At 70.1% G+C, this 19,771-nt stretch carries 15 protein-coding genes; 5 read left to right on the top strand and 10 right to left on the bottom strand.

Features of this window, described 5'->3' with window-relative positions:
* The first annotated feature begins 384 nt into the window (after nucleotides 1–384).
* Nucleotides 385–786 (top strand): transposase, encoded by a 402-nt coding sequence (locus tag ABZT49_RS25415; protein WP_355290144.1) that lies wholly within the window; start codon nucleotides 385–387, stop codon nucleotides 784–786.
* A gap of 252 nt (nucleotides 787–1,038) precedes the next feature.
* Nucleotides 1,039–2,511: a PAS domain S-box protein gene (locus ABZT49_RS25410; RefSeq protein ID WP_355290142.1), complete on the top strand. Its 1,473-nt coding sequence runs from the start codon at nucleotides 1,039–1,041 to the stop codon at nucleotides 2,509–2,511.
* A gap of 12 nt (nucleotides 2,512–2,523) precedes the next feature.
* Here ABZT49_RS25410 and ABZT49_RS25405 read toward each other — a convergent pair whose 3' ends face one another.
* The 5 genes from ABZT49_RS25405 to ABZT49_RS25385 form a co-directional block, all read right to left on the bottom strand.
* Nucleotides 2,524–5,703, bottom strand: a complete 3,180-nt coding sequence (locus ABZT49_RS25405; RefSeq protein ID WP_355290140.1) for a multidrug efflux RND transporter permease subunit — start codon at nucleotides 5,701–5,703, stop codon at nucleotides 2,524–2,526.
* A 1-nt stretch (nucleotide 5,704) separates the two neighbouring features.
* Nucleotides 5,705–6,931 carry an efflux RND transporter periplasmic adaptor subunit gene (locus ABZT49_RS25400; protein WP_355290138.1) on the bottom strand — a complete coding sequence of 409 codons (1,227 nt, stop codon included), beginning with the start codon at nucleotides 6,929–6,931 and terminating at the stop codon, nucleotides 5,705–5,707.
* A 282-nt stretch (nucleotides 6,932–7,213) separates the two neighbouring features.
* Nucleotides 7,214–8,188 (bottom strand): CoA ester lyase, encoded by a 975-nt coding sequence (locus tag ABZT49_RS25395; protein WP_355290136.1) that lies wholly within the window; start codon nucleotides 8,186–8,188, stop codon nucleotides 7,214–7,216.
* A gap of 628 nt (nucleotides 8,189–8,816) precedes the next feature.
* A complete protein-coding gene (gene htpG, locus ABZT49_RS25390; protein ID WP_355290135.1) occupies nucleotides 8,817–10,655 on the bottom strand; it encodes a molecular chaperone HtpG in 1,839 nt (612 codons plus the stop codon).
* Between the two features lie 62 nt (nucleotides 10,656–10,717).
* Nucleotides 10,718–11,275, bottom strand: coding sequence for a TetR family transcriptional regulator (locus tag ABZT49_RS25385; protein WP_355290134.1), 558 nt, complete (start codon nucleotides 11,273–11,275; stop codon nucleotides 10,718–10,720).
* Between the two features lie 86 nt (nucleotides 11,276–11,361).
* On the opposite strand from ABZT49_RS25385, the gene ABZT49_RS25380 reads away from it, so the two are divergent.
* The gene (locus ABZT49_RS25380; protein ID WP_355290132.1) at nucleotides 11,362–11,916 is read left to right on the top strand and encodes a sugar O-acetyltransferase; all 555 of its coding nucleotides are present in this window, start codon (nucleotides 11,362–11,364) and stop codon (nucleotides 11,914–11,916) included.
* A gap of 262 nt (nucleotides 11,917–12,178) precedes the next feature.
* On the opposite strand, the gene ABZT49_RS25375 is transcribed toward ABZT49_RS25380, so the two are convergent.
* The 4 genes from ABZT49_RS25375 to ABZT49_RS25360 all read right to left on the bottom strand — a co-directional run bounded on the left by ABZT49_RS25375 (nucleotide 12,179) and on the right by ABZT49_RS25360 (nucleotide 16,535).
* A complete protein-coding gene (locus ABZT49_RS25375; RefSeq protein ID WP_355290130.1) occupies nucleotides 12,179–12,634 on the bottom strand; it encodes a MaoC family dehydratase in 456 nt (151 codons plus the stop codon).
* Nucleotide 12,635: 1 nt separating this feature from the next.
* Complete coding sequence (locus tag ABZT49_RS25370; RefSeq protein WP_355290128.1) at nucleotides 12,636–14,021, bottom strand: MATE family efflux transporter; 1,386 nt, start codon at nucleotides 14,019–14,021, stop codon at nucleotides 12,636–12,638.
* A gap of 368 nt (nucleotides 14,022–14,389) precedes the next feature.
* On the bottom strand, nucleotides 14,390–15,301 hold the full coding sequence (locus ABZT49_RS25365; RefSeq protein WP_355290126.1) for an alginate O-acetyltransferase AlgX-related protein: 912 nt from the start codon (nucleotides 15,299–15,301) through the stop codon (nucleotides 14,390–14,392).
* Between the two features lie 136 nt (nucleotides 15,302–15,437).
* Nucleotides 15,438–16,535: an extracellular solute-binding protein gene (locus ABZT49_RS25360; protein ID WP_355290124.1), complete on the bottom strand. Its 1,098-nt coding sequence runs from the start codon at nucleotides 16,533–16,535 to the stop codon at nucleotides 15,438–15,440.
* A 309-nt stretch (nucleotides 16,536–16,844) separates the two neighbouring features.
* On the opposite strand from ABZT49_RS25360, the gene ABZT49_RS25355 reads away from it, so the two are divergent.
* Nucleotides 16,845–17,558 carry a response regulator transcription factor gene (locus ABZT49_RS25355; RefSeq protein ID WP_355290122.1) on the top strand — a complete coding sequence of 238 codons (714 nt, stop codon included), beginning with the start codon at nucleotides 16,845–16,847 and terminating at the stop codon, nucleotides 17,556–17,558.
* A 393-nt stretch (nucleotides 17,559–17,951) separates the two neighbouring features.
* Complete coding sequence (locus ABZT49_RS25350; RefSeq protein WP_355290120.1) at nucleotides 17,952–19,118, top strand: PAS domain-containing protein; 1,167 nt, start codon at nucleotides 17,952–17,954, stop codon at nucleotides 19,116–19,118.
* Nucleotides 19,119–19,170: 52 nt separating this feature from the next.
* On the opposite strand, the gene ABZT49_RS25345 is transcribed toward ABZT49_RS25350, so the two are convergent.
* Nucleotides 19,171–19,701 carry a DoxX family protein gene (locus ABZT49_RS25345; protein WP_355290119.1) on the bottom strand — a complete coding sequence of 177 codons (531 nt, stop codon included), beginning with the start codon at nucleotides 19,699–19,701 and terminating at the stop codon, nucleotides 19,171–19,173.
* Between the last annotated feature and the right edge of the window lie 70 nt (nucleotides 19,702–19,771).

The raw sequence follows: 19,771 nt of genomic DNA, 5'->3' as shown, positions 1-19,771 counted from the left end.
CAAGAGCATCGTCAGGCTGGGCGACAACTTTCATCGTTCGTCGGCTTCGAAAAAATAAAGGCATCGCGCGGGAGCGATGCCGATCGGTGATATCACGTCCCCGGCGGCAGCTTTGCGGCGCGATCCGCTTGCCCGATCGCCATTTCCGGCGCCCCTATGCTTGAATCAATTTTTTATTGATCAAAGAGTAGTTACATACCGAAATATCTATTCTGAAAAGTAATATGATGCAATGGGCCGCGCACGGCATGTTCGAACACAAACGTTCCCTGCCGTTTCCCATGTTGCGGCGAGTCAACAAAACGCAACCGAAGGTGGGTAGGCCGATTGAAGTCGCAGATTACCCTTGGTAATATGATTCCCGGCGGAACCACGAGCGAGGGGATGTTTATGTTGACGGAGGCGCAGTGGGCGGTACTCGTGCCCTTGCTCGAAGGCTGCAGGCCTCGCGGCAAGACGCAGCCTCACGATCTCAAGCGGACCATCGACGCGATACTCTGGCGCCACTGGCACGATACCAACTGGCGCGCCGTTCCCGCCCATTACGGGCCGTGGTGGATGGCGGCCCAGACCTTCATCCGCTGGTCGCGCCTCGGCGTCTGGGGGCAGCTCCTCACCCGCCTCGAGCAGTATTTCGAGGAAGCCGGCCTGCCGGTCCCGGGCATCGACCACGACGAGTTCGCCTTTGGCGGCGCCCGCAAGAAGGAGCTGCAGGACAGTGAATTGCAGGTGCGCCAGATCGCCAACATGCTGCTGAGCCTGCAGAAGCGGGCGGCGGTCGCCTGACGTTGCGCCTCGTGCGCCGCGCTGACGGGCACCCCCCGGTGGGACGGGGTCCTGCCCCTGATCGGACCCGCTCCGGTGAAGGCCCGACGCAGAAGCCGGACGTGAAGGCCCGAACCCGGGCAGGGTAGACGGGGACCGGGAGCATTGCCCGGAGATCGTTGGCCAGCACTCGACGAGCGGATAGGCCGTCCGGCGCAGCGAGCGGGGCGGGAGGGGGCGTCGCCATGATCGGACCGTTACGGTGATGCCGTGGTGACCTGGCCGTCCGGCGACGGCGAGATGGCTCGGCGCATCCGGGACCACGAGTGGTCCGCGACGCCGCTCGGGCCGGTCGAGTTCTGGCCGCCGCCGTTGCGGGCCGCCATCGACCTCATCCTTCCGGCCGCGACCCCGATCGGCCTCTACTGGGGCCCCGACCTCGCCCTCGTCTTCAACGACGCGTGGCGCCGGCTCGTCGGCGCGAAGCACGCAGTCGCCCTCGGCCGGCCGGCGCGCGAGGTCTTTCCGGAGATCTGGACCGAGATCGGGCCGATGCTCGCGGGCGTCATCGCGGGCCAAGGCGCCGCCCAGGTCCGGGACCGTCGCCTGCCGCTCGACCGCGCCGGCCGGATCGAGGATGCCTGGTTCAACTTCAGCTTCGATCCGATCCTGCTGGCGGACGGATCGGTCGGCGGCGTCCTGATCATCGCCACCGAGACGACCGGGCGCATCCTCACCGACCGGCGGCGCGAGGAGGCCGAGCGGGCCCTGCGCGACAGTGAGGAGCGCCTGCGGATGACGGTCGAGCTCGTCCCGGCCATCCTGTGGTGGTGCGACGCCGAAGGCAACAACACCGCCATCAACCATCGCTGGTGGTCCTATACCGGCCGGGATCGCGCCGCCCTCCAGAATGACGGCTGGCTCGACGCGATCCATCCCGACGACGTCGAGGCGACCCGCGCCGCCTTCGCCCAGGCCTACGCGACCGGCACGCCCGTCGAGCGCCAGCAGCGCATCCGCCGGACCGACGGCGCCCATCGCTGGCACCTGGTGCGGCAGGTGCCGATCCGCGGCGTAGACGGGGCCATCACCCACTGGTTCGGCGCGGCCATCGACATCCAGGACCTGCGCGTCCTGCAGGAGCGCCAGCAGGCCCTGTTCGCCGAGCTGCAGCACCGGACCCGCAACCTCCTCGGCGTGCTCCGCGCGCTCGCCGACAAGATCATGGCGCGCTCGACCGACCTCGCCGATTTCAGCGCCCGCTTCGGCGACCGGCTGGCCGCCCTCGCCCGCGTCCAGGACCTGCTGTCGCGCCTGGCGGAGGGGGAGCGCGTCACCTTCGACGAGCTGCTGCGCATCGAGCTCGCGGCCCTGAACGGCGATGCCGGCCGCGTCACCCTGGACGGGCCGACGGGCGTCTCCTTGCGCTCCTCCACGGTGCAGACCTTCGCCCTCGCCCTGCACGAGCTCGCCACCAACGCGATCAAGTACGGGGCGTTCTCACAAGCCGGCGGGCGGCTCGACATCCGCTGGCGCCTGGCGCGCCGGCCGGAGCCCTGGCTCCATGTCGACTGGCGCGAGCGCCACGTCGCGATGCCGGCCGCCCCGCGGGAGAACGGGTCAGGCCGCGAGCTGATCGAGCGGGTGCTCCCCTACCAGCTCGGCGCCGAGACGACCTACGCGCTGCGGGCGGACGGCGTCCACTGCACCATGGCGCTGCCGGTCTCGACCCATCAGGCTGGGTAAGGGAGGGCGCCGCTACTCCGCCGCCTCGCGCAACTGCGGCGGCGCCTCCTCCTCCGGCGCCTCCTCCTCGCCCTGCGGCCCGTGCGAGCCGCCGGACAGGAAGGTCGCGAGCTTGTCGAGGTAGATGTAGATCACCGGGGTGGTGAACAGCGTCAGCACCTGGCTCACCGCGAGGCCGCCGACCATGGCGTAGCCGAGCGGCTGTCGGATCTCCGAGCCGGTGCCGGTGCCGAACATCAGCGGGATCCCGCCGAGCAAGGCCGCCATCGTGGTCATCAGGATCGGGCGGAAGCGAAGCAGCGCCGCCTTGCGGATCGCTTCTTCGGGCCCGATGCCCTCGTGGCGCTCGGCGACGATCGCGAAGTCGACCAGCATGATGCCGTTCTTCTTCACGATGCCGATCAGCAAGATGATGCCGATGAGCGCGATCAGGCTGAAATCGTAGCCGAACCACAGCAGCATCGCGAGCGCGCCGACGCCGGCCGATGGCAGGGTCGAGAGGATCGTCAGCGGATGGATGTAGCTCTCGTAGAGGATGCCCAGGATCAGGTAGACCACCACCAGCGCGGCGAGGATCAGCAGCGGTACCGTCGAGAGCGATTGCTGGAACGCCTGCGCGGTGCCCTGGAAGCCGGTGGCCAGCGTCGCCGGCACGCCGATCTCCTTGGCGGCGGCGTCGATCGCATTCGTCGCCTGGCCGAGCGCGACATTGGGGGCGAGATTGAAGCTGATCGTCACCGAGGGGAACTGGCCCTGGTGGCTGATCGAGAGAGGGCGCACCGGCTCGGTGGTCCAGGTGGCGAAGGCGGCGAGCGGCACCTGGCCGCCGGTCGTCGGCGACTTCACGTAGATGTTGTGCAGCGAATCCGGGTTACCCTGGAGCGCCGGCAGGATCTCCATCACCACGTGGTAGCTGTTGAGCTGGGTGAAGTACTGCGCCACTTGGCGCTGGCCGATCGCGTCGTAGAGCGTGTCGTCGATCAGTTGCGGCGTGATGCCGAAGCGCGAGGCGGCGTCGCGGTTGATCGACAGGGTCAGGGTCGTGCCGCTGGTCTGCTGGTCGGTGGCGACGTCGCGCAACTCCGGCAGGGTCTTGAGCTTGTCGAGGAGCCGCGGCGACCAGGTGTTCAATTCGTCGAGATTCGGATCCTGGAGCGTGTACTCGAACTGGGTGCGCGAGGCGCGTCCCCCCGTCCGCACGTCCTGCGAGGCTTGGAGGAAGACCTTCACGCCTTCCAGCCGGCCGAGCTTCGGCCGCAGGCGCTCGATGATCTGGAAGGCGTTGGCCTCGCGCTCGTCCCGGGGCTTCAGGGTGATGAACATCCGGCCGGAATTGAGCGCCTGGCCGCTGCCGCCGATCGACATCGCGACGCTCGCCACGTCCGGATCGGCCTGGATCACCGCGCCGACCGCGCGCTGGCGGTCCTCCATGGCGGAGAACGAGATGTCCTGCCCGCCCTCGGTGATGCCGACGATGAGGCCGGTATCCTGCTGCGGAAAGAAGCCCTTCGGGATGACGACGAACAGGTAGCCGGTGAGCGCCACCGTGCCGAGGAAGGTCAGGAAGGTGACGACGTGGTGGCGGAGCGCCACGTCGAGGGCCGACTCGTAGGCGTGCAGCATGCCGTCGAAGACGCGCTCGCTCCAGCGGTAGAGTTTTCCGTGATGCTCGGCGTTGTGCTCCTTCAGGAAGCGCGAGGCCATCATCGGGGTCAGCGACAGCGACACGAAGGCCGAGACGCCGATCGTCATCGACAGGACCACGGCGAACTCGCGAAAGAGGCGGCCGATGATGCCGCCCATGAGCAGCAGCGGGATCAGCACCGCGATCAGCGAAACCGAGATCGACACGATGGTGAAGCCGATCTCGCCGGCGCCCTTGAGCGCCGCCTGCATCGGCTTCATCCCCTCCTCGACGTAGCGGGCGATGTTCTCCAGGACCACGATCGCGTCGTCGACGACGAAGCCGACCGCTATGGTGAGCGCCATCAGCGACAGGTTGTCGAGGGTGTAGCCGGCCATCCACATCAGCGCGCAGGCGCCGAGCAGCGCCAGCGGCACCGTCACGCTCGGGATGATGGTCGCCCAGACCGAGCGCAGGAAGACGAAGATCACCGCCACCACCAGCGCGATGGTGATGAGCAGCGTGAACTGCACGTCCTCGACCGAAGCGCGGATGGTCTGGGTGCGGTCGCTGAGCGTCTGGACCTTCACGCCCGCCGGCAGCGAGGCGGTGATGCGCGGCAGCTCGGCCTTGATCCGGTCCACCGTGTCGATGACATTCGCGCCGGGCTGCTTGAAGATCACCAGGAACACGCCGCGCTGGCCGTTGGCCCAGGCCGCCTGCTTGGTGTCCTCCGGCCCCGCCACCGCCGTGCCGATGTCGCGCACCCGCAACGGCGCGCCGTTGCGGTAGGCGATGATGACGTCGTTCCAGTCCTTGGCGAGCGTCAGCTGGTCGTTGGCGTAGACGGTGTAGCTGCGGGTCGCCCCGTCGAAGCTGCCCTTCGGGCTGTTCACCGTGGTGATCGAGAGCTGGGTGCGCACGTCCTCGAGCGACAGGTCCTTGGCGACGAGCTTCGCGGGGTCGATCTGCACCCGCACCGCCGGTTTCTGCTGGCCGCCGATCAGCACCTGGCCGACGCCCGAGACCTGGCTGATGCGCTGCGCCAATTGCACGTCGGCGGCGTCGTCGACCTCGATCAGCGGCAGGGTGTCGGAGGTGACCGAGAGCAGCAGGATCGGCGAATCGGCCGGGTTCACCTTGCGGTAGGTCGGCGGGCTCGGCAGCGTCTTCGGGAGTTGCCCGCCGGCGGCGTTGATCGCCGCCTGAATGTCGTTCGACGCCGCGTCGATGTTGCGGTTGAGGTCGAACTGCACCGTGATCGACGAGATGCCGAGCGCGCTCGTCGAGGTCATTTGGCTGACGCCGGGAATCTGGGCGAACTGGCGCTCCAGCGGCTGGGCCACGGACGACGCCATCGTCTCAGGGCTGCCGCCGGGCAGCTGCGCCGTCACCTGGATCGTCGGGAAGTCGACCTGCGGCAGCGGCGCCACGCCGAGCAGCGGGTAGGCGACGATGCCGATGAACAGGATCCCCGCCATGATGAGCGAGGTCGCGACGGGAAAGCGGATGAAGGTGCCGGAGATGCCGGTCCGTGCGGCATTCTCCTGTCCGGATCCGAACTGCATGTCAGCGCGCCTCGCTCGAGGCCAGGGCGGCGTTGTCCGCTTGGCGCGCTTCCTGGGCTGCCGGCTTGCCCTCGGCTGCCGCCGGCTTGGCCTCGGCGACCAATGCTCCCTCCTGCACCCGCGACTGGCCGCGCCAGATCACGGTCTGGCCGGGAGTCAGCCCCTTCGTCACCCGGGTGCGGCCGTCGGTGGAGCGGCCGACGCTGATCGGCTGCATGTGGGCCTTTTTCTGGTCGTCGACCACGAAGGCGTAGAGCCCCTTCGGCCCGTGCTGCACCGCGTCGTCGGGCACCGTGATGGCGTCGGGGATCGTGCCCGTGCGCATCTTCGTCGAGACCGACAGGCCCGGCCACAGGGCGTGGTCCTTGTTGGCGAAGGAGGCCTTGAGCCGCACCGTGCCGGTGGCGGTGTCGACCTGGTTGTTGACGAGATCGAGGCGGCCCTCCGACAGCCGGGTCATTCCGTCGGTGCTCCAGGCCTCGACCGGTACCGGGCCGGCGGCGAGCGCCTTCGTCACCTCGCGCAGCTGCTCCTCGGGCGCGGTGTAGACCACGAAGATCGGCTCGACCTGGGTGATGGTGACGATCGCGGTCTGTTGCGCGGCGTTGACGATGTTGCCGACGTCGATCTGGCGGAAGCCCGTGACGCCGTCGATCGGCGCCTGGATCGTCGCGTAGGAGAGTTGCGTCGCCGCGTTGTCGATCGCCGCTTGGTCGGCGGCGATCTGGGCGGTGAGCTGGTTCACCGTGGCGGCCTGCGTGTCGGTCTGCTGGCGCGAGGCGTAGTCGCCGAGCTTGGTGTAGCGCTCGAGATCCGCCTTGGCGTTCTTCACGTTGGCCTCGTCCTGGGCCTTCTTGGCCTTGGCCTGGTCGAGGGCGGCCTGGTACTGGCGCGGATCGACCTGGGCCAGCAGGTCACCCTTCTTGACCACCTGGCCCTCGCGAAAGCCGATCTTCAGGATCTCGCCGTCGACCCGGCTGCGCACCTGAACGGTGTTGTAGGCCTGCACCGTGCCGAGGCTGCCGAGCACCACCGCGAACGGGCCCTGCTCGACCTGCACGACGGTCACCGGCACCGCGGCCGGCGCCCGCGCGGCGGGCTTCGCGCTCTCGGCGTGCTGGCGGCTCTGCCACGCATAGGCGCCGCCGGCGCCGGCCACGATCACGAGGGCCAGCAGCCATCCACCGCGCCGGCGCTTCCTTGGTCCAGCGCCCTGTTCTGATCTCATCGGTCGCGCGCTTCCACAAGTCCGGAGCCGGCCCTAAGACAGATGTCCGAAGCCGCCGAGGCGGTCGACCGGACCAGCATGCTTCAGGCGTATGACATTGGACTGTTTCTGCAGTATGCGAGGACCGTGCGTCGTTTCTGCGCGGCGGGCAGGCCTGCCGTCCCGCCAACGCGGGCCATCACACCCTCCCCGTCATCCCAGGTTCTCCCCGACGGCGAGCCCCGGGACGGCGTCGAGCGATATCGGTCGGCGGCATGCGATCGATGCCGCCGGAGGAACCTCTCAGGCGCGGGCCATGGCGTCGGCCTTGCCGATCAGCGCCTCGGCCATGCGGATCGACGCGATGTCGATGAGCCGCCCATCGAGGGAGACGGCGCCGCGGCCGGCCTTGGCCGCCTCCTCCATCGCCGCGAGGATCCGCCGCGCCTTGTTCACCTCGGCCTCGCTCGGGGTGAAGACCTCGTTGGCGAGGTCGATCTGCGAGGGGTGGATCGCCCATTTGCCCTCGAAGCCGAGGGCCGCGCAGCGCCGCGCCGCCGAGCGGTAGCCGTCCGGATCGGAGAAATCGCCGAACGGCCCGTCGATCGGCCGCAACCCGTAGGCGCGGCAGGCGACCAGCATCCGGTTCTGGGCGAACAGCCAGGGATCCTGCCAGTGGGTCTGGCGCCCGCCGGCCTCGTCCTTGTCGGTCAGGACGGAATAATCCGGATTCACCCCGCCGATCACGGTCGAGCGGGCGCGCAAGGAGGCGGCGTAGTCGGCGACGCCGAAGGACATCGCCTCCAGGCGCTTCGAGGATTGGGCGATCGCCTCGACATTGGCCATGCCGAGCGCCGTCTCGATCAGCACCTCGAAGCCGATCGTCTTCTCGCGGCGCTTCGCCTGCTCGATCTGCGTCACCAGCACGTCGATGGCGTAGACGTCCTGCGGTACGCCGACCTTCGGGATCAGGATCATGTCGAGGCGCGGGCAGGCCTCCACGATGTCGATCACGTCGCGATACATGTAGTGGGTGTCGAGGCCGTTGATGCGGATCATCATCGTCCTGTCCCCCCAATCGATGTCGTTGAGGGCCTGGACGATGTTCTTGCGCGCCTGCTCCTTGTCGTCGGGCGCGACCGCGTCCTCGAGGTCGAGGAAGATGACGTCGGCGGCGGATTTCGCCGACTTCTCCATGAAGGTCGGGTTCGAGCCCGGCACCGCCAGCTCGGAGCGGTGCAGGCGCGGCGTGGCTTGCTGGACGAGAGTGAAGCTCATCGGGGTTCCTCGCTGGCGGTTGTTCGGAATTCCTTTGCGGAAGACACCATACCAGAAGGTGGGGGCTCCCCTCGTCCCGCTCGTGGACGGGCTAGTCGGGGACAATGCTGGTGCGGATGCATCTCCTGCCGTCCGGGATGCATCCGGTCATGGTGACCGGGCTATCCTGGTGGGAACGGTGTCCAGGCAGTACTTGCAAGCGAAGGATAGCCGCTTCGACCGGATGCCGGAATGCCCCAATAGGCCAGGGCGATCGGGTCGGGGTGGGAGGAGGTCGCAGGTAGGAGAGACGATTCGGCGAGTCTCACGCCACGGCCGTGTGTCGTGCGAGAGGAGAAGCCGTTGCCTGGGTTTAGATCAGCAACTCCTTCATTCTATTTCAACGCTATTGAAACACACAGGGTCATTCCGGGGCCGCGCAGCGGAGCCCGGAATCCAGAAACTCAAGTGGTCCAGAAGAAGGCGGGACGGTCCAAGATTTATTCTGAACCATCCGCGGTTCTGGATTCCGGGCTCCGCTGCGCGGCCCCGGAATGACCCTGTTGGTTTGGATTCCTTCAGAGTCTCAATCACCCGAATTCCGAGAGAGGAGGCTCCCCACCTCCTCCCACTTCGCAATCGGCCGGTCTCAGCCCTGCGCCAGAGCCGCCGCCACCCGCCGGGCGAAGGCGACCGGGTCGCGCGGCGGGTCGCCGCCCTGGACATGGGCGAGGTCGACCAGTGTCTGGGCCGCCTCCCCCACATCCTCGCCCGCCGCCGCCCGCTCGGCGATGCGGCGGATCAGCTTGTGGCGCGGGTTCAGCTCCAGCACCGGCTGGCCGCCCATGCCGCCGGCGCCGCGGCCGGCGCGGCGCAGGAGGCGCTGCATCTGCAGGTCGGGCCCGAAGGCCGGAGCCGAGAGCAGGACCGCGCTGTCGACGAGGCGATGGCTCGCCTTGACGTCGGAGACGTCGTCCTTGAGCGCCTCCTTCAGCTTCGGCAGCAGCTCGGCGAGGTCGGCCGGGGCGTCGCCCTCGGCGACCTCCGGCTCGAAGGCCGAGAGGTCGTCGCCCCCTTGCGTGATGCTGCGGATCGGCTTGCCCTCGAACGTGTCCATCCGCTCGGGCCAGAACGCGTCGACGTGGTCGGAGAGCAGCAGCACCTCGAGGCCGCGGGCGGAGAAGCCTTCGATCTGGGCCGAGCGCTTCAGCGCCTCGGTGTCGTCGCCGACCAGGATGTAGATCGCCTCCTGGTTCGGCTTCATCCGCGAGACGTAGTCGGCGAGCGAGGTCCAGCCCTCGACCGTCGAGGAGCGGAAGCGCAGCAGGCTGGCGATGTCCTGGCGGTGCTCGGCATCCTCCCACAGGCCCTCCTTCAGCACCGGCCCGAAGGCCTGCCAGAAGGTGGCGTAGCTCTCCGCGTCCTTCGCGCGGGTCTTCAGCTCCGAGAGCACCTTGCCGGTCACCGCGCGGCGGATGCGGGCCAGCACCGGCGTGGCCTGCAGCATCTCGCGCGAGACGTTGAGCGGCAGGTCCTCGGTGTCGACCACGCCCTTGACGAAGCGCAGCCAGGACGGCAGCAGCCCGGCCTCGTCGGTGATGAACATCCGGCGCACGTGCAGGCGCACCTTGCTCTCGCGCTCCTCCTCGACCGCCATGAAGGGCTTCATGCCCGGGACGAACAAGAGGGCGGTAAACTCGAGCTGGCCTTCCGCCCGCCAGTGCAGGGTCGCCCAGGGCTTGTCGAAGGCGTGCGCGACCTGGCGGTAGAACTCGGTGTACTCCTCCTCGGTCACCTCGGACTTCGGCTTGCGCCAAAGCGCCGTGCCCTTGGTGCCTGGCACCTCCTCGCCGTCGCGCAGGAGCGTCACCGGCACGGTGATGTGGTCGGCCCACTTGCGCACGATGGTCTCGAGGCGCAGCGGCTCGAGATACTCCTCGGCATCGGCCTTCATGTGGAGCACGATGTCGGTCCCGGGCTCAGCGCGCGTGGCGGGCGCCAGGGTGTACTCGCCCTGCCCCTCCGACGCCCAGGTCCAGGCCTCGTCCGAGCCGGCCTTGCGCGAGGTGACCTCGACCCGGTCCGCCACCATGAAGGCGGAGTAGAAGCCGACGCCGAACTGGCCGATCAGGCTCGGGCGCTCCTCGGGCTTGGCGTCGGCGAGCGACTGGCTGAAGGCCCGGGTGCCGGAGCGCGCGATGGTGCCGAGATTCTGCGCCAGCTCGTCCTTGCCCATGCCGATCCCGGGATCCGAGATGGTCAGGGTCCGGGCCGCCTTGTCGGGGTTGATCCGCACCTTGGCGTCCGCCGGCAGCGCCAGGGCGGAATCGGTCAGCGCCCCGAACCGGCGCCGGTCGACCGCGTCGGCGGCGTTGGCGACGAGCTCGCGGAGAAAAATCTCGCGCTCGGAGTAGAGGGCGTGGACCACGAGGTCCAGGAGGCGCCCGACCTCGGCGCCGAACGAATGCCGCTCCACAGTCTCGCTCACGTGTCGGTTCTCCGTTGGGAACAAATCGTCGCGGGCGGATATGCGGGGCGGGCGCCCGCTTTTCAAGGAAGCGGGGGCGCGGTCAGGCGGGTGACGATCGCCCGGACCTCGTCGCGGCCGGCCGGCGCGAGATCGACCGAGCGGTGGATCGACAGGCCCTCGATCATCGCGTCGAGGACCCGCGCGGTCGCGGGCGAAAAATGCTGCTCCAGGGCCGCGCGGCTCTTGCCCATCCAGCCCTGCATCACGCGTCTGAGGGCCGGAACCCGGGCGGCGTAGGCGTAGAGCTCGTAGCTCAGGAGCAGGTTGCGGGGCGTGGCCCAGCCGTCGTCGACGACGAGGTCGACGACGGCCTCGCAGGCCTCCGCACGGGTTCCGGCTGCCGCCAGCCGCTCGGTGAACCGGGCCGACACGTCGTCGGCGAGCAGGGTGAAGGCCTCGGTCAGGAGATCGTCGAGGCTCGCGAAATGGTAGGTCATCGAGCCGAGCGGCACATCGGCCGCTGCGGCGATCCGCCGGTGGGTGGTGCCGGCGACGCCGTGCATGGCGATCGTGTCGAGGGCCGCCCGCAGGATGCGGGCGCGGCGGTCGGGATCGTAGCGGCGGGTCGGGGCGGGCAAGCGGGTCTCACGAGCGGGCTGGCTTTCGGCGGCGATATGTACATATGTACGCATCGCGGCCGAAAGCCAACCGACAGCGAGGGACCATGACGAGCCAGAAGCAGAAGATGCTCGCCGGCGAGCTCTATATCGCCGACGATCCGGAGCTCGCGGCCGACAACCGGCGCATCTCGGAATGGATGGATCGCTACAACGCCAGCAATACGTTGAGCCAGCCGGAGCGGCAGGCGCTGATGGCGGAGGCTTTCGCTCGGGTCGGCGAGGGCTGCAACATCCGCCCGCCCTTCTTCTGCGATTACGGCTACAACATCAGCCTCGGCCGCGGTGTCTTCCTCAACTTCAACTGCTGCATCCTCGACGTGGTGCAGGTGACGATCGGCGACATGACGCAGATCGGGCCGGGCGTGCAGATCCTCACCGCCGACCACCCCCGCGATCCGGCGAAGCGCAAGCAGATGCTCGAATTCGGCCGGCCGGTCGTGATCGGGGCGAATGTCTGGATCGGCGGCGGCGCGATGATCCTGCCGGGCGTGACGATCGGCGACGACGCGATCATCGGGGCGGGCAGCGTGGTCACCCGCGACGTGCCGGCGGGGGGCGTCGCGGTCGGCAATCCGGCGCGGGTGCGGGTGGCGGGCTGATCCGTCGCGAAGATTTATCCGGCATCGAGTAGGTCGAGAATCGACGCAACGTCCCCACCTCACAGGGTCATCCCGGGGCTCGCCGAAGGCGAGAGCCCGGGATCCAGACACTCAGGTGGCACAGAACGAAGCTGAGAGCGCTCCGCTCTTTTCGGGAGCACCTGCGGTTCTGGATTCCGGGCTCCGCTGCGCGGCCCCGGAATGACGCGGAGGATGGCACGATCGTCGGGAAAAGCGACCGGCGAACGATCCGGTCAGTTCCTCACCCCTCCGGCCGCCGCACCACCAGCAAATTCGCCACCAGCACCTGCACCGCCTCGCCGTGCTGGTTCAACGTCGTGGTGCGCACCTTCGCCAGGCCCTGGCTCGGCCGCGAGCGTGAGGGGCGCACCTCGATCACCTCGCTCTCGAGCCGGATCGTGTCGCCCGGGCGCAGGGGCTTGGGCCAGCGCAGCTCGTCCATGCCGGCCCCGATGATGCCGCCGGCGAGCCGCATCTCGCCGTCGACAAGGAGCCGCATGGTGAGCGACGCGGTGTGCCAGCCACTCGCCGCGAGGCCGTTAAAGAAGGTTGCCCTGGCCCGCTCGGCGTCGAGGTGGAAGGGCTGCGGGTCGAAGTCCTTGGCGAAGCGGACGATGTCGGCCTCGGTCACGGTCGTCTCGCCCGAGCGGTAGACCTGGCCCGGCACCAGATCGTCGAGGAACAGCTCCCGCGTCATCCTACTCCCCTCCCGCTGCGGCGAGGACGGGCGTCGGCGCCCGCTCCCCGCGAAACCACGCCCCGGCGGCGACCGCCCCGGCATTGATGAGCCCGAGGGCGGCGAGCCCTAGTCCAAGCGCAAGGAAGACCCCGTCGAGCCCAAGGCCAAGGTGCAAGGCCAGGACGCCGCCGCCGATCGACACCGCCATGCGGGCGAGCCCTGCCACGAGCGGCCAGCCGACCCGGCCGGCGCCCTGCGAGGCGAAGTAGAGGGCGAGCCCGATGCCGGAAAATCCGTAGAACGGCCCGACGAGGTGGAGGTAGCGGCTGCCGGTGGCGAGCATCTGCGGGTCGTGGCCGAACAGGCCCAGGAACGGCAGCGGCCAGACGGCGGCGGCCAGGCCGATGGCCTCCGTCAGCGCCCCGGCGATCGCCGCCCCGGTCCAGGCCACCTTGAGGGCGCGGGCCCGGTCGCCGGCGCCGATGCAGGTGCCGACCATCGCGCCGATCGGCGCGCCGAGGCCGAAGACCAGGGGCACCAGCAGGTATTCGAGCCGCGCTCCCGTGCCGTAGCCCGCCACCGCCGCCGGCCCGGCGGCCCCCGCGAAGGCGGTGGCGGCGGCGATGGTGACGTTGGTGGTGGCGCTGACGATCGACGAGACGGCGCCGATCCGCAGGATGTCGCGCAGGGGCGCCCAGGCGAGGCGCGGCGGCCGGGGAGCGGGGCGCAGCAGGCCGCGCCCGGCCCAGAGGTGATGGGCGAACACCACCGAGCCGGCGGCGTAATAGGCCAGCACCGCGACGCCGCCGCCGACGATGCCGAGGCCGGGCACCGGCCCGACTCCGTAGATGAGGGCGGGAGAGAGCGGTACCAGCACGGCGGCGCCGACGCTGATGACGATCGCCGGCAGCGCCATGTTGCCGGTGCCGCGGATCACCGCCGCGAGCGCGTTGAACAGCCAGACCAGCACCGCGCCGCAGAAGACCACGCCGCCATAGGTCGTGGCCGCCTGGAGCGAGGCGCCCTCGCCCCCCATCGCCCGGTAGAGCGACGGCCCGAAGGCGAGGTCGAGAACCGTCGTGAGGAGGCCGAGGACGATGGCGATGGCGGCGGCGTACCACGGCAGCCGGTCGGCCTCCGCCCGCCGCCCGGCCCCGAGCGCGCGAGCCACCGCCGACAGGATGCCGCCGCCCATGGCGCCGGCGGAGATCATCTGCACGAGCATCAGCACGGGAAAGACCAGCGCCATGCCGGCGAGCGCGTCGGTGCCGAGCCCGGCGACGAACGCGGTCTCGATCAGCCCGACCAGGGCCTGGACCAGCATCACGACGACGTTCGGTGCGGCGAGGCGCAGGAGCGTCGGCCCGATCGGGGCGTGGAGCAGGCGGTGGGTGCGCGCGTCCATCGGGCGGCACTCCTCGTTCAGGTCAGCGCGGCCGGCGGGTCCGGCGCTGCGCAATTAGTGGCATATGCAAGTTTCTCGTCAAGCCGGAAGGTGGTGAACTCCTTGCGTCCGGGCACGATGCGGGACGGTGGCCTACCGGTGGATCCATCGCTTCGTCCAAGCTCGGCCCCTTTCCCGGACGACTTGAACGAAGTGGAAGGAAGTCCGGGAAAGAGGATTGCATTCGCGGTCGCGATGGCCTGCTTGGCACGCAAGATCTCTTCGACGGCGCAGGGTCACCGACCGGCGGGCTATCGTCGAAGCCATCCTGGTACGGCGCCGCGTCGGCGTACAGGCGAGGCCAGCGGATCGCCGTGGGCTTCCGTGATCTATGCTGAGCCCCCCAGAGCCGCCAGCCGCTCCGCCTCGGCGGAAGCAAGGTCGAAATCGTCCTCCGGCACCCGCGGCAGGAAGCGCTCGACCTGCTCGCAGAGCACGAGGTCGGGCAGGATCCGCTCGACGTAGCCCCAGTCGAGGTTCGACGACCAGATGAAGTGGACCTCGCGAAAGGTCTCGGCCAGCATCGCGGTCAGGCCGTTGGGTGAGAAGTTGGCGCAGGAATCGCCGAACAGCACCAGGGTGCGGGGATCGGCCTCCGGGGAGGCGTTGCGGTAGATCGCGTGGGCGCCGCTATGCAGCTCGCCGAGGCGGCCGGCGGCGGCGTAGGCGTCGATGAGGCGGCCGCCGCCGACCCGCTCGGCATCGCGGAAGAGCTGGTAGTTGCGCACGGTCTCGAGGGGCGGCGCGTCGAGCTTGTTGCCGATGTCGAGCACGGCGTCGAATTCGTGGAACGGCCGGGCCAGGAAGTCGGTGCGCGGGGTGGCGCCGCAGGTCCGGCAGACCAGCCGGTAGGCGAGCAGGCAGCCGTGGATGTTCCAGTGCGTGTCGGTCCGGTAGTGCAGAGTCTCGTCCCGCCGGGCCCGCATCGGCCCGACGAGATCGATCCAGGCCCGGCGCCCCGGCCAGGACCAGCGCATCAGGGTGCCGAGGCGGCGGGCCGGCCCGAGGCGCGGGTCGAGGGTCAGCCCGTCGAAGCGGTCCTCGTAGATGCTGAGCTTCTCGGGCACCACCAGGTGCAGGTAGCGGCTGCCGAGGCCCTGGCCGCGGCGGATGCGCCGGTGGATCTGCCGGCGCCACAAGCGCAGCACCCGGTCCATCGGGCGGATCCGCCGGTACTGGTCCGCGACCTCGTTGGTGCCCCCGGTGAGGAAGAGCCAGCCGTCCTTGCCCGCGTGATACATCCGTTTCCCTGCTCGCGGCCCCGCGAGGGGAGATCCGCCACCCGAGGGGTCTGCTACGGCGGAGCGGAAAAGGAAAGGTGACCGGGGCGCCGGATCCGCCCTCGCCGGCCGGCGAGAGCCGATCAGCGCCGGCGGGTCAGGGCCGGCGAATCTTGGCGCCGTAGCGGCGGCGCCACTCGGCCAGGATGCGGGGTCGGTTGCGGGCCATCCACTCGAGGTCGTTGCGGATCATCCGCGCCTCGGCATGGGGCGGGTAGAGCGGGCCCGGGCTGGAGACGCCCGGATAGGCCACGATGGCGAAGCTGCGGGCGTAGAGCGTGTTGGCCTCGCGGCTCGCCGCCCAGTCCGCCACCCGCCGGGCGAGCGCCAGGTGCGGCCGGCCGGCCACGACCGCGAAGCCCTCCGCCTCCCAGCCGGTGCCGTCGACCGGCACCACGATGTCGAGGGGGGCGCCCGCCGCCTTCTCGGCGGCGGCCCGCATGTCGAGGGAGAGGCCGGCGGCGGCGCGCCCCGCGGCGGTCTCCTCGCACGGGCCCGAGCCGCTCGGCAGGTAGGCGGAGACGTTCTCGTTCAGCGCGTCCATGTAGGCCCAGCCGGCCTCCTCCCCGAGGGTCTGGAGCCAGCCCGCGACCAGGAGGTAGCCGGTGCCGGAGGCCGCCGGGTCCGGCATCACGATCCGCCCCTTCAGGGCCGGGCCGAGCAGGTCGCGCCAGAAGCTCGGCCGCGTGATCCGGTCCCGGCCCGCCACCTCGGTGTTGAAGCAGATGACGCCCAGATAGGCGTCCATGCCGGTCCAGCTGTAGGGCGGGTTCGGGTCGCGGAAGAACGGCCGCAGCGCCTCGACCCCGGCGGGCCGGTAGGGATCGAGGAGGCCGGCGGCCTCGAATTGCAGCAGGCTGGTGGCCGCGAGGCCGAGGAGGAGGTCGGCCTGCGGCGCCGCACGCTCGGCGAGCACGCGGTCGGTGATGATGCCGGTCGAGGCACGCTGCCAGGCGATCTCGACCTCCGGTACCGCCGCCTCGATCGCCCGGCGGATCGGGTCGAGCTGCTCGGGCTCGAGGGCGGTGTAGGTGACGAGCCGGGTACGCTCCGCCGCGGCGGCGGGTGCCGGGAACGCGATGAAGCAGGCGACGATGCCGGCGGTCGCGCGCCCCGCGCGGAGCCGTCGGACGGCCGCGCGCCATCCTCCGCTCCCGCTCGCTCGTCGGCTGCTCGACGATGCCGGCCTGCGCATCGCGCTCCCCCCTCCCTGCTCGATCCTTGCCTCGACTCCGGTCTCGGCGCATGCATCCCTCAGCGTAGAATCCTCGGACGACGATGCGGTGACGCGCCGCAGGCCGCGGCCCTGGCCCTTCCCCGCCCTCCCGCGTGCGGGAGACCGCCGTCGGAACTCCGGCATCATCTTGCCGCAACTCGCAGCTCGGGGCGGACCGTGCGATAGGTCGTTGATATTGCCAGTTGTTCCGTGCCGGGAGGGTACCCACGCGCCCCCAACTTGCTCTAGGATGATTGCCGCACGGACCGTTTCCAGAGACGCCACGGTATGACCCAACCGACTCCGCCAGTCGCCCTGATCGCGGATGACGACGATTTCTTCCGCCTCGCCGTGGTGGCGATCCTCACCCGCAGCTTCGGCTTCGCCGAGGTCGTCGAGACCGGGTCCCTCGACGCCGCCCTCGACCAGCTCTCGACGCGCCGGGGGGCCGTGACCCTGGCGCTGTTCGACCTCGCGATGCCCGGCATGGAGGGGCCCGGGAGCCTGAGCGCGGTGCGCGAGTGCTTCCCGGCGGTGAAGGTGGCGGTGGTCTCGGCCTCGACCGAGCGCAACAAGATCCTCACCGCCCTCGAGGTCGGCGTCCACGGCTACGTGCCGAAGGGCATCGGCTCGGCCGAGCTGACCCGGGCGGTGGGCATGATCCTCGACGGGCAGATCTTCGTGCCGGCCTCCCTGGCGGTGCTCGACGGCGCCGGCCCGCGCCCGGCTTTGGAGGCGCGCAGCCCCGCCTTCGACGGCCGGCCGGACTGGCGGCCCGAGGGGCGCCAGGACGGGCGCCAGCCGCGCATCCCCGACCTGACGCCGCGCCAGCGCGACGTGCTGGCGCTCCTGGTCGAGGGACGCTCGAACAAGGAGATCGCCCGGCGGCTCCAGCTCGGCGAGGGCACCGTCAAGGTCCACATGGCGGCGCTCCTGCGCAGCCTCGGGGTGCAGAACCGGGCCGCGGCGGCGGTCGTCGGGGCGCGGCTGCTGGCCGATTGAGGTCCGTGGCCGATCGAACCGGGTGCCGCCGCCATCGCGCGGCGATCTCGATGCGACGTCCGCGGTGGAAATATCGTGCAATACTTCCGCCGTGCCGCTCCTCTTATTCTCCCGCATGGAAGGCGGCGTGGTAAACGAATTCAACCCGGTCGCCTGTCATCGCCAGGTCGACGGCCGACAGTTAGTTGGCCGATGCTGCCCCTAGGTCATTACCTTGGAACCGTTCACGTCTTGACACTGCGAATGGCTGCTTTATCAGCTTATGGTGTGGCGGATCGGCCGGCGGGAAGCGCTCGCATCATCGATTGACCCTCGATTGCAGCGCAACGGAGCGCGGACGCGTTGCGGGAGAATCCCGATAGGCCGCGTGGCGGGGCACGGTGGGTACGAGCGATGGATCGGGAAGCGATCGGGACCGAGAACATCCACGCTGCCCTCGACGCCCTGCTGAACCTGCCGCCGCTGAGGAAATCGCCGCAGCTCTCGGCCTTCCTCGCCTACGTGGTGCGCGAGAGCCTGGCCGGGCGCGGCAGCCTGCTGAAATCCTACACCATCGCGACCGACGCCCTCGGCCGCTCGACCAGCTTCGACCCGGCGACGGACGCCATCGTGCGGGTCGAGGCCCGGCGCCTGCGGCAGGTGCTGCAGCAGATCTACGCCGACCCCGCCTGCCCGCTCGACGTGCGCATCGACCTGCCGCTGGGCCGCTACGAGCCGAGCTTCCGGCAGATCGTGCCGGTCGCGGGATCGCCCGCGCCCGCCGGTCCGCCGCCGCCGGTGATGGGAGGCGCGCACGAGAGCGAGCAGCGCTACCGCGCCCTCGTGGAAGCGAGCGCGGCGGTGGAATGGCGCTCGAACCCCGACGGCCAGCTGATCCAGACCTTCGGCCTGAGCGCGCGGACCGGCTTGTGCGACACCGAGCTCCAGGGCTTCGGCTGGCTCTCCACCCTGCATCCGGCCGACCGCGCCGGCGTCGAGACCCTGTGGCGGGCCTGCTGCCAGAGCGGAACCCCGCTCGATGCGACCTACCGGGTGCGCCACCGCAACGGCCAGTATCGCTGGATGCTCGGCCGCGCCGTGCCGCTCGAGAACGCCGAGGGGGCGATCCGCGAGTGGGTCGGCACCATGGCCGACATCGACGAGCAGGTCCGCGCCGCCGAGGCCCTGCGCACCAGCGAGGAGCGGCTGCGCCTCGCCGTCGCGGCGGCCGAGATGATGACCTGGGACGTCGATCCGGCGACCCGGGAGGTCACCTGCTCGGAATTCGGCGAGAGCCTGATGGGCCAGACGAGCGGACCGCTCGACGAGTTCCTGGCGATGATCCTGCCGGAGGACCTGCCGGCCGTCCTCGCCAGCCTCGAACCGGCCCTGCGCGGCGAGGGCACCTACGATGCGCAGTACCGCGTCGCCAACCCCGATGGTCACGTGCGCTGGATCTCCGCCCGCGGCAGCCTGGTGACGGCGCCCGACGGCCGCCCCCGGCTGATCGGGGTCGCCTGCGACGTCTCCAGCCGATACGTCAGCCCGCGCCGCGCCGGCGAGCAGCGGATGTCGGCCTGACGCGACCGACCTCCAAGTCGAGGGTTCAGCCCGCGGGCTCTGATGGGCGGCCTCAGGCCGCGGCTTTGGCCGGGCGGGGTCCGCGGGGCGCGGCGGCGCGCTTGCGGGGCGGCTTGGCCGCGGTCTCCCTGGCAGGTTCCTTCGCGGCCTTGGCGGCCGGCATCGCGCCGCGCTCGGCCCCGTGCCACCAGCCCTGCCAGCTCCAGTGGCCCGGACCGGTGACGGCGTAGAGCACGAAGCCGGCGGCGAGGCCGAGCTGGGCCAGGAACAGCTCCTGCTCGACCCGGGCGACGGCGCCGGAGAACTCCCAGAACCGGTGCAGCAGCAGCCCCGCCACCACCGCGTGGAGGGCGAGGCCGAGGCCGACGAGGCGCGGCACGAGGCCGAGCGCGAGGAGCAGCGGCCCGAAGAGGCCGATCACCACCGAGGCGGTCGCGACCGCGTTCGGGTAGGGCATGCCGGTGCCGGCGAGCGTCAGGGCGAAGCCCGAGGGGTTGAGCGCCCGCCCGATCGCCGCCGGCAGCAGGGACGAGGCCAGGAGCAGCCGCCCGGCGAGCAGGATTCCGTCGTTGCGCGCAGCCATCCCGAACCACCTCCTATGCATCATTCGCCGAAGTGGTCACCGGTTCGGCGGCGAAAATGATGCAAGAACA

It is taken from the genome of Methylobacterium sp. EM32 (genome assembly GCF_040593685.1).
GTDB lineage: Bacteria > Pseudomonadota > Alphaproteobacteria > Rhizobiales > Beijerinckiaceae > Methylobacterium.
Note: the sequence above shows the minus strand (reverse complement) of the source record. Positions and strands in the feature narration are given on the sequence as shown.

Excerpts from the sequence above, each read along its gene's own strand:
- ABZT49_RS25355 (WP_355290122.1), top strand. The coding sequence starts at position 16,845 with ATGACCCAACCGACTCCGCCAGTCGCCCTGATCGCGGATGACGACGAT.
- ABZT49_RS25345 (WP_355290119.1), bottom strand. The coding sequence starts at position 19,701 with ATGGCTGCGCGCAACGACGGAATCCTGCTCGCCGGGCGGCTGCTCCTG.
- ABZT49_RS25365 (WP_355290126.1), bottom strand. The coding sequence starts at position 15,301 with ATGTATCACGCGGGCAAGGACGGCTGGCTCTTCCTCACCGGGGGCACC.
- ABZT49_RS25375 (WP_355290130.1), bottom strand. The coding sequence starts at position 12,634 with ATGACGCGGGAGCTGTTCCTCGACGATCTGGTGCCGGGCCAGGTCTAC.
- ABZT49_RS25405 (WP_355290140.1), bottom strand. The coding sequence starts at position 5,703 with ATGCAGTTCGGATCCGGACAGGAGAATGCCGCACGGACCGGCATCTCC.
- ABZT49_RS25380 (WP_355290132.1), top strand. The coding sequence starts at position 11,362 with ATGACGAGCCAGAAGCAGAAGATGCTCGCCGGCGAGCTCTATATCGCC.
- ABZT49_RS25415 (WP_355290144.1), top strand. The coding sequence starts at position 385 with ATGTTTATGTTGACGGAGGCGCAGTGGGCGGTACTCGTGCCCTTGCTC.
- ABZT49_RS25395 (WP_355290136.1), bottom strand. The coding sequence starts at position 8,188 with ATGAGCTTCACTCTCGTCCAGCAAGCCACGCCGCGCCTGCACCGCTCC.
- ABZT49_RS25360 (WP_355290124.1), bottom strand. The coding sequence starts at position 16,535 with ATGCGCAGGCCGGCATCGTCGAGCAGCCGACGAGCGAGCGGGAGCGGA.
- ABZT49_RS25400 (WP_355290138.1), bottom strand. The coding sequence starts at position 6,931 with ATGAGATCAGAACAGGGCGCTGGACCAAGGAAGCGCCGGCGCGGTGGA.
- ABZT49_RS25370 (WP_355290128.1), bottom strand. The coding sequence starts at position 14,021 with ATGGACGCGCGCACCCACCGCCTGCTCCACGCCCCGATCGGGCCGACG.
- ABZT49_RS25350 (WP_355290120.1), top strand. The coding sequence starts at position 17,952 with ATGGATCGGGAAGCGATCGGGACCGAGAACATCCACGCTGCCCTCGAC.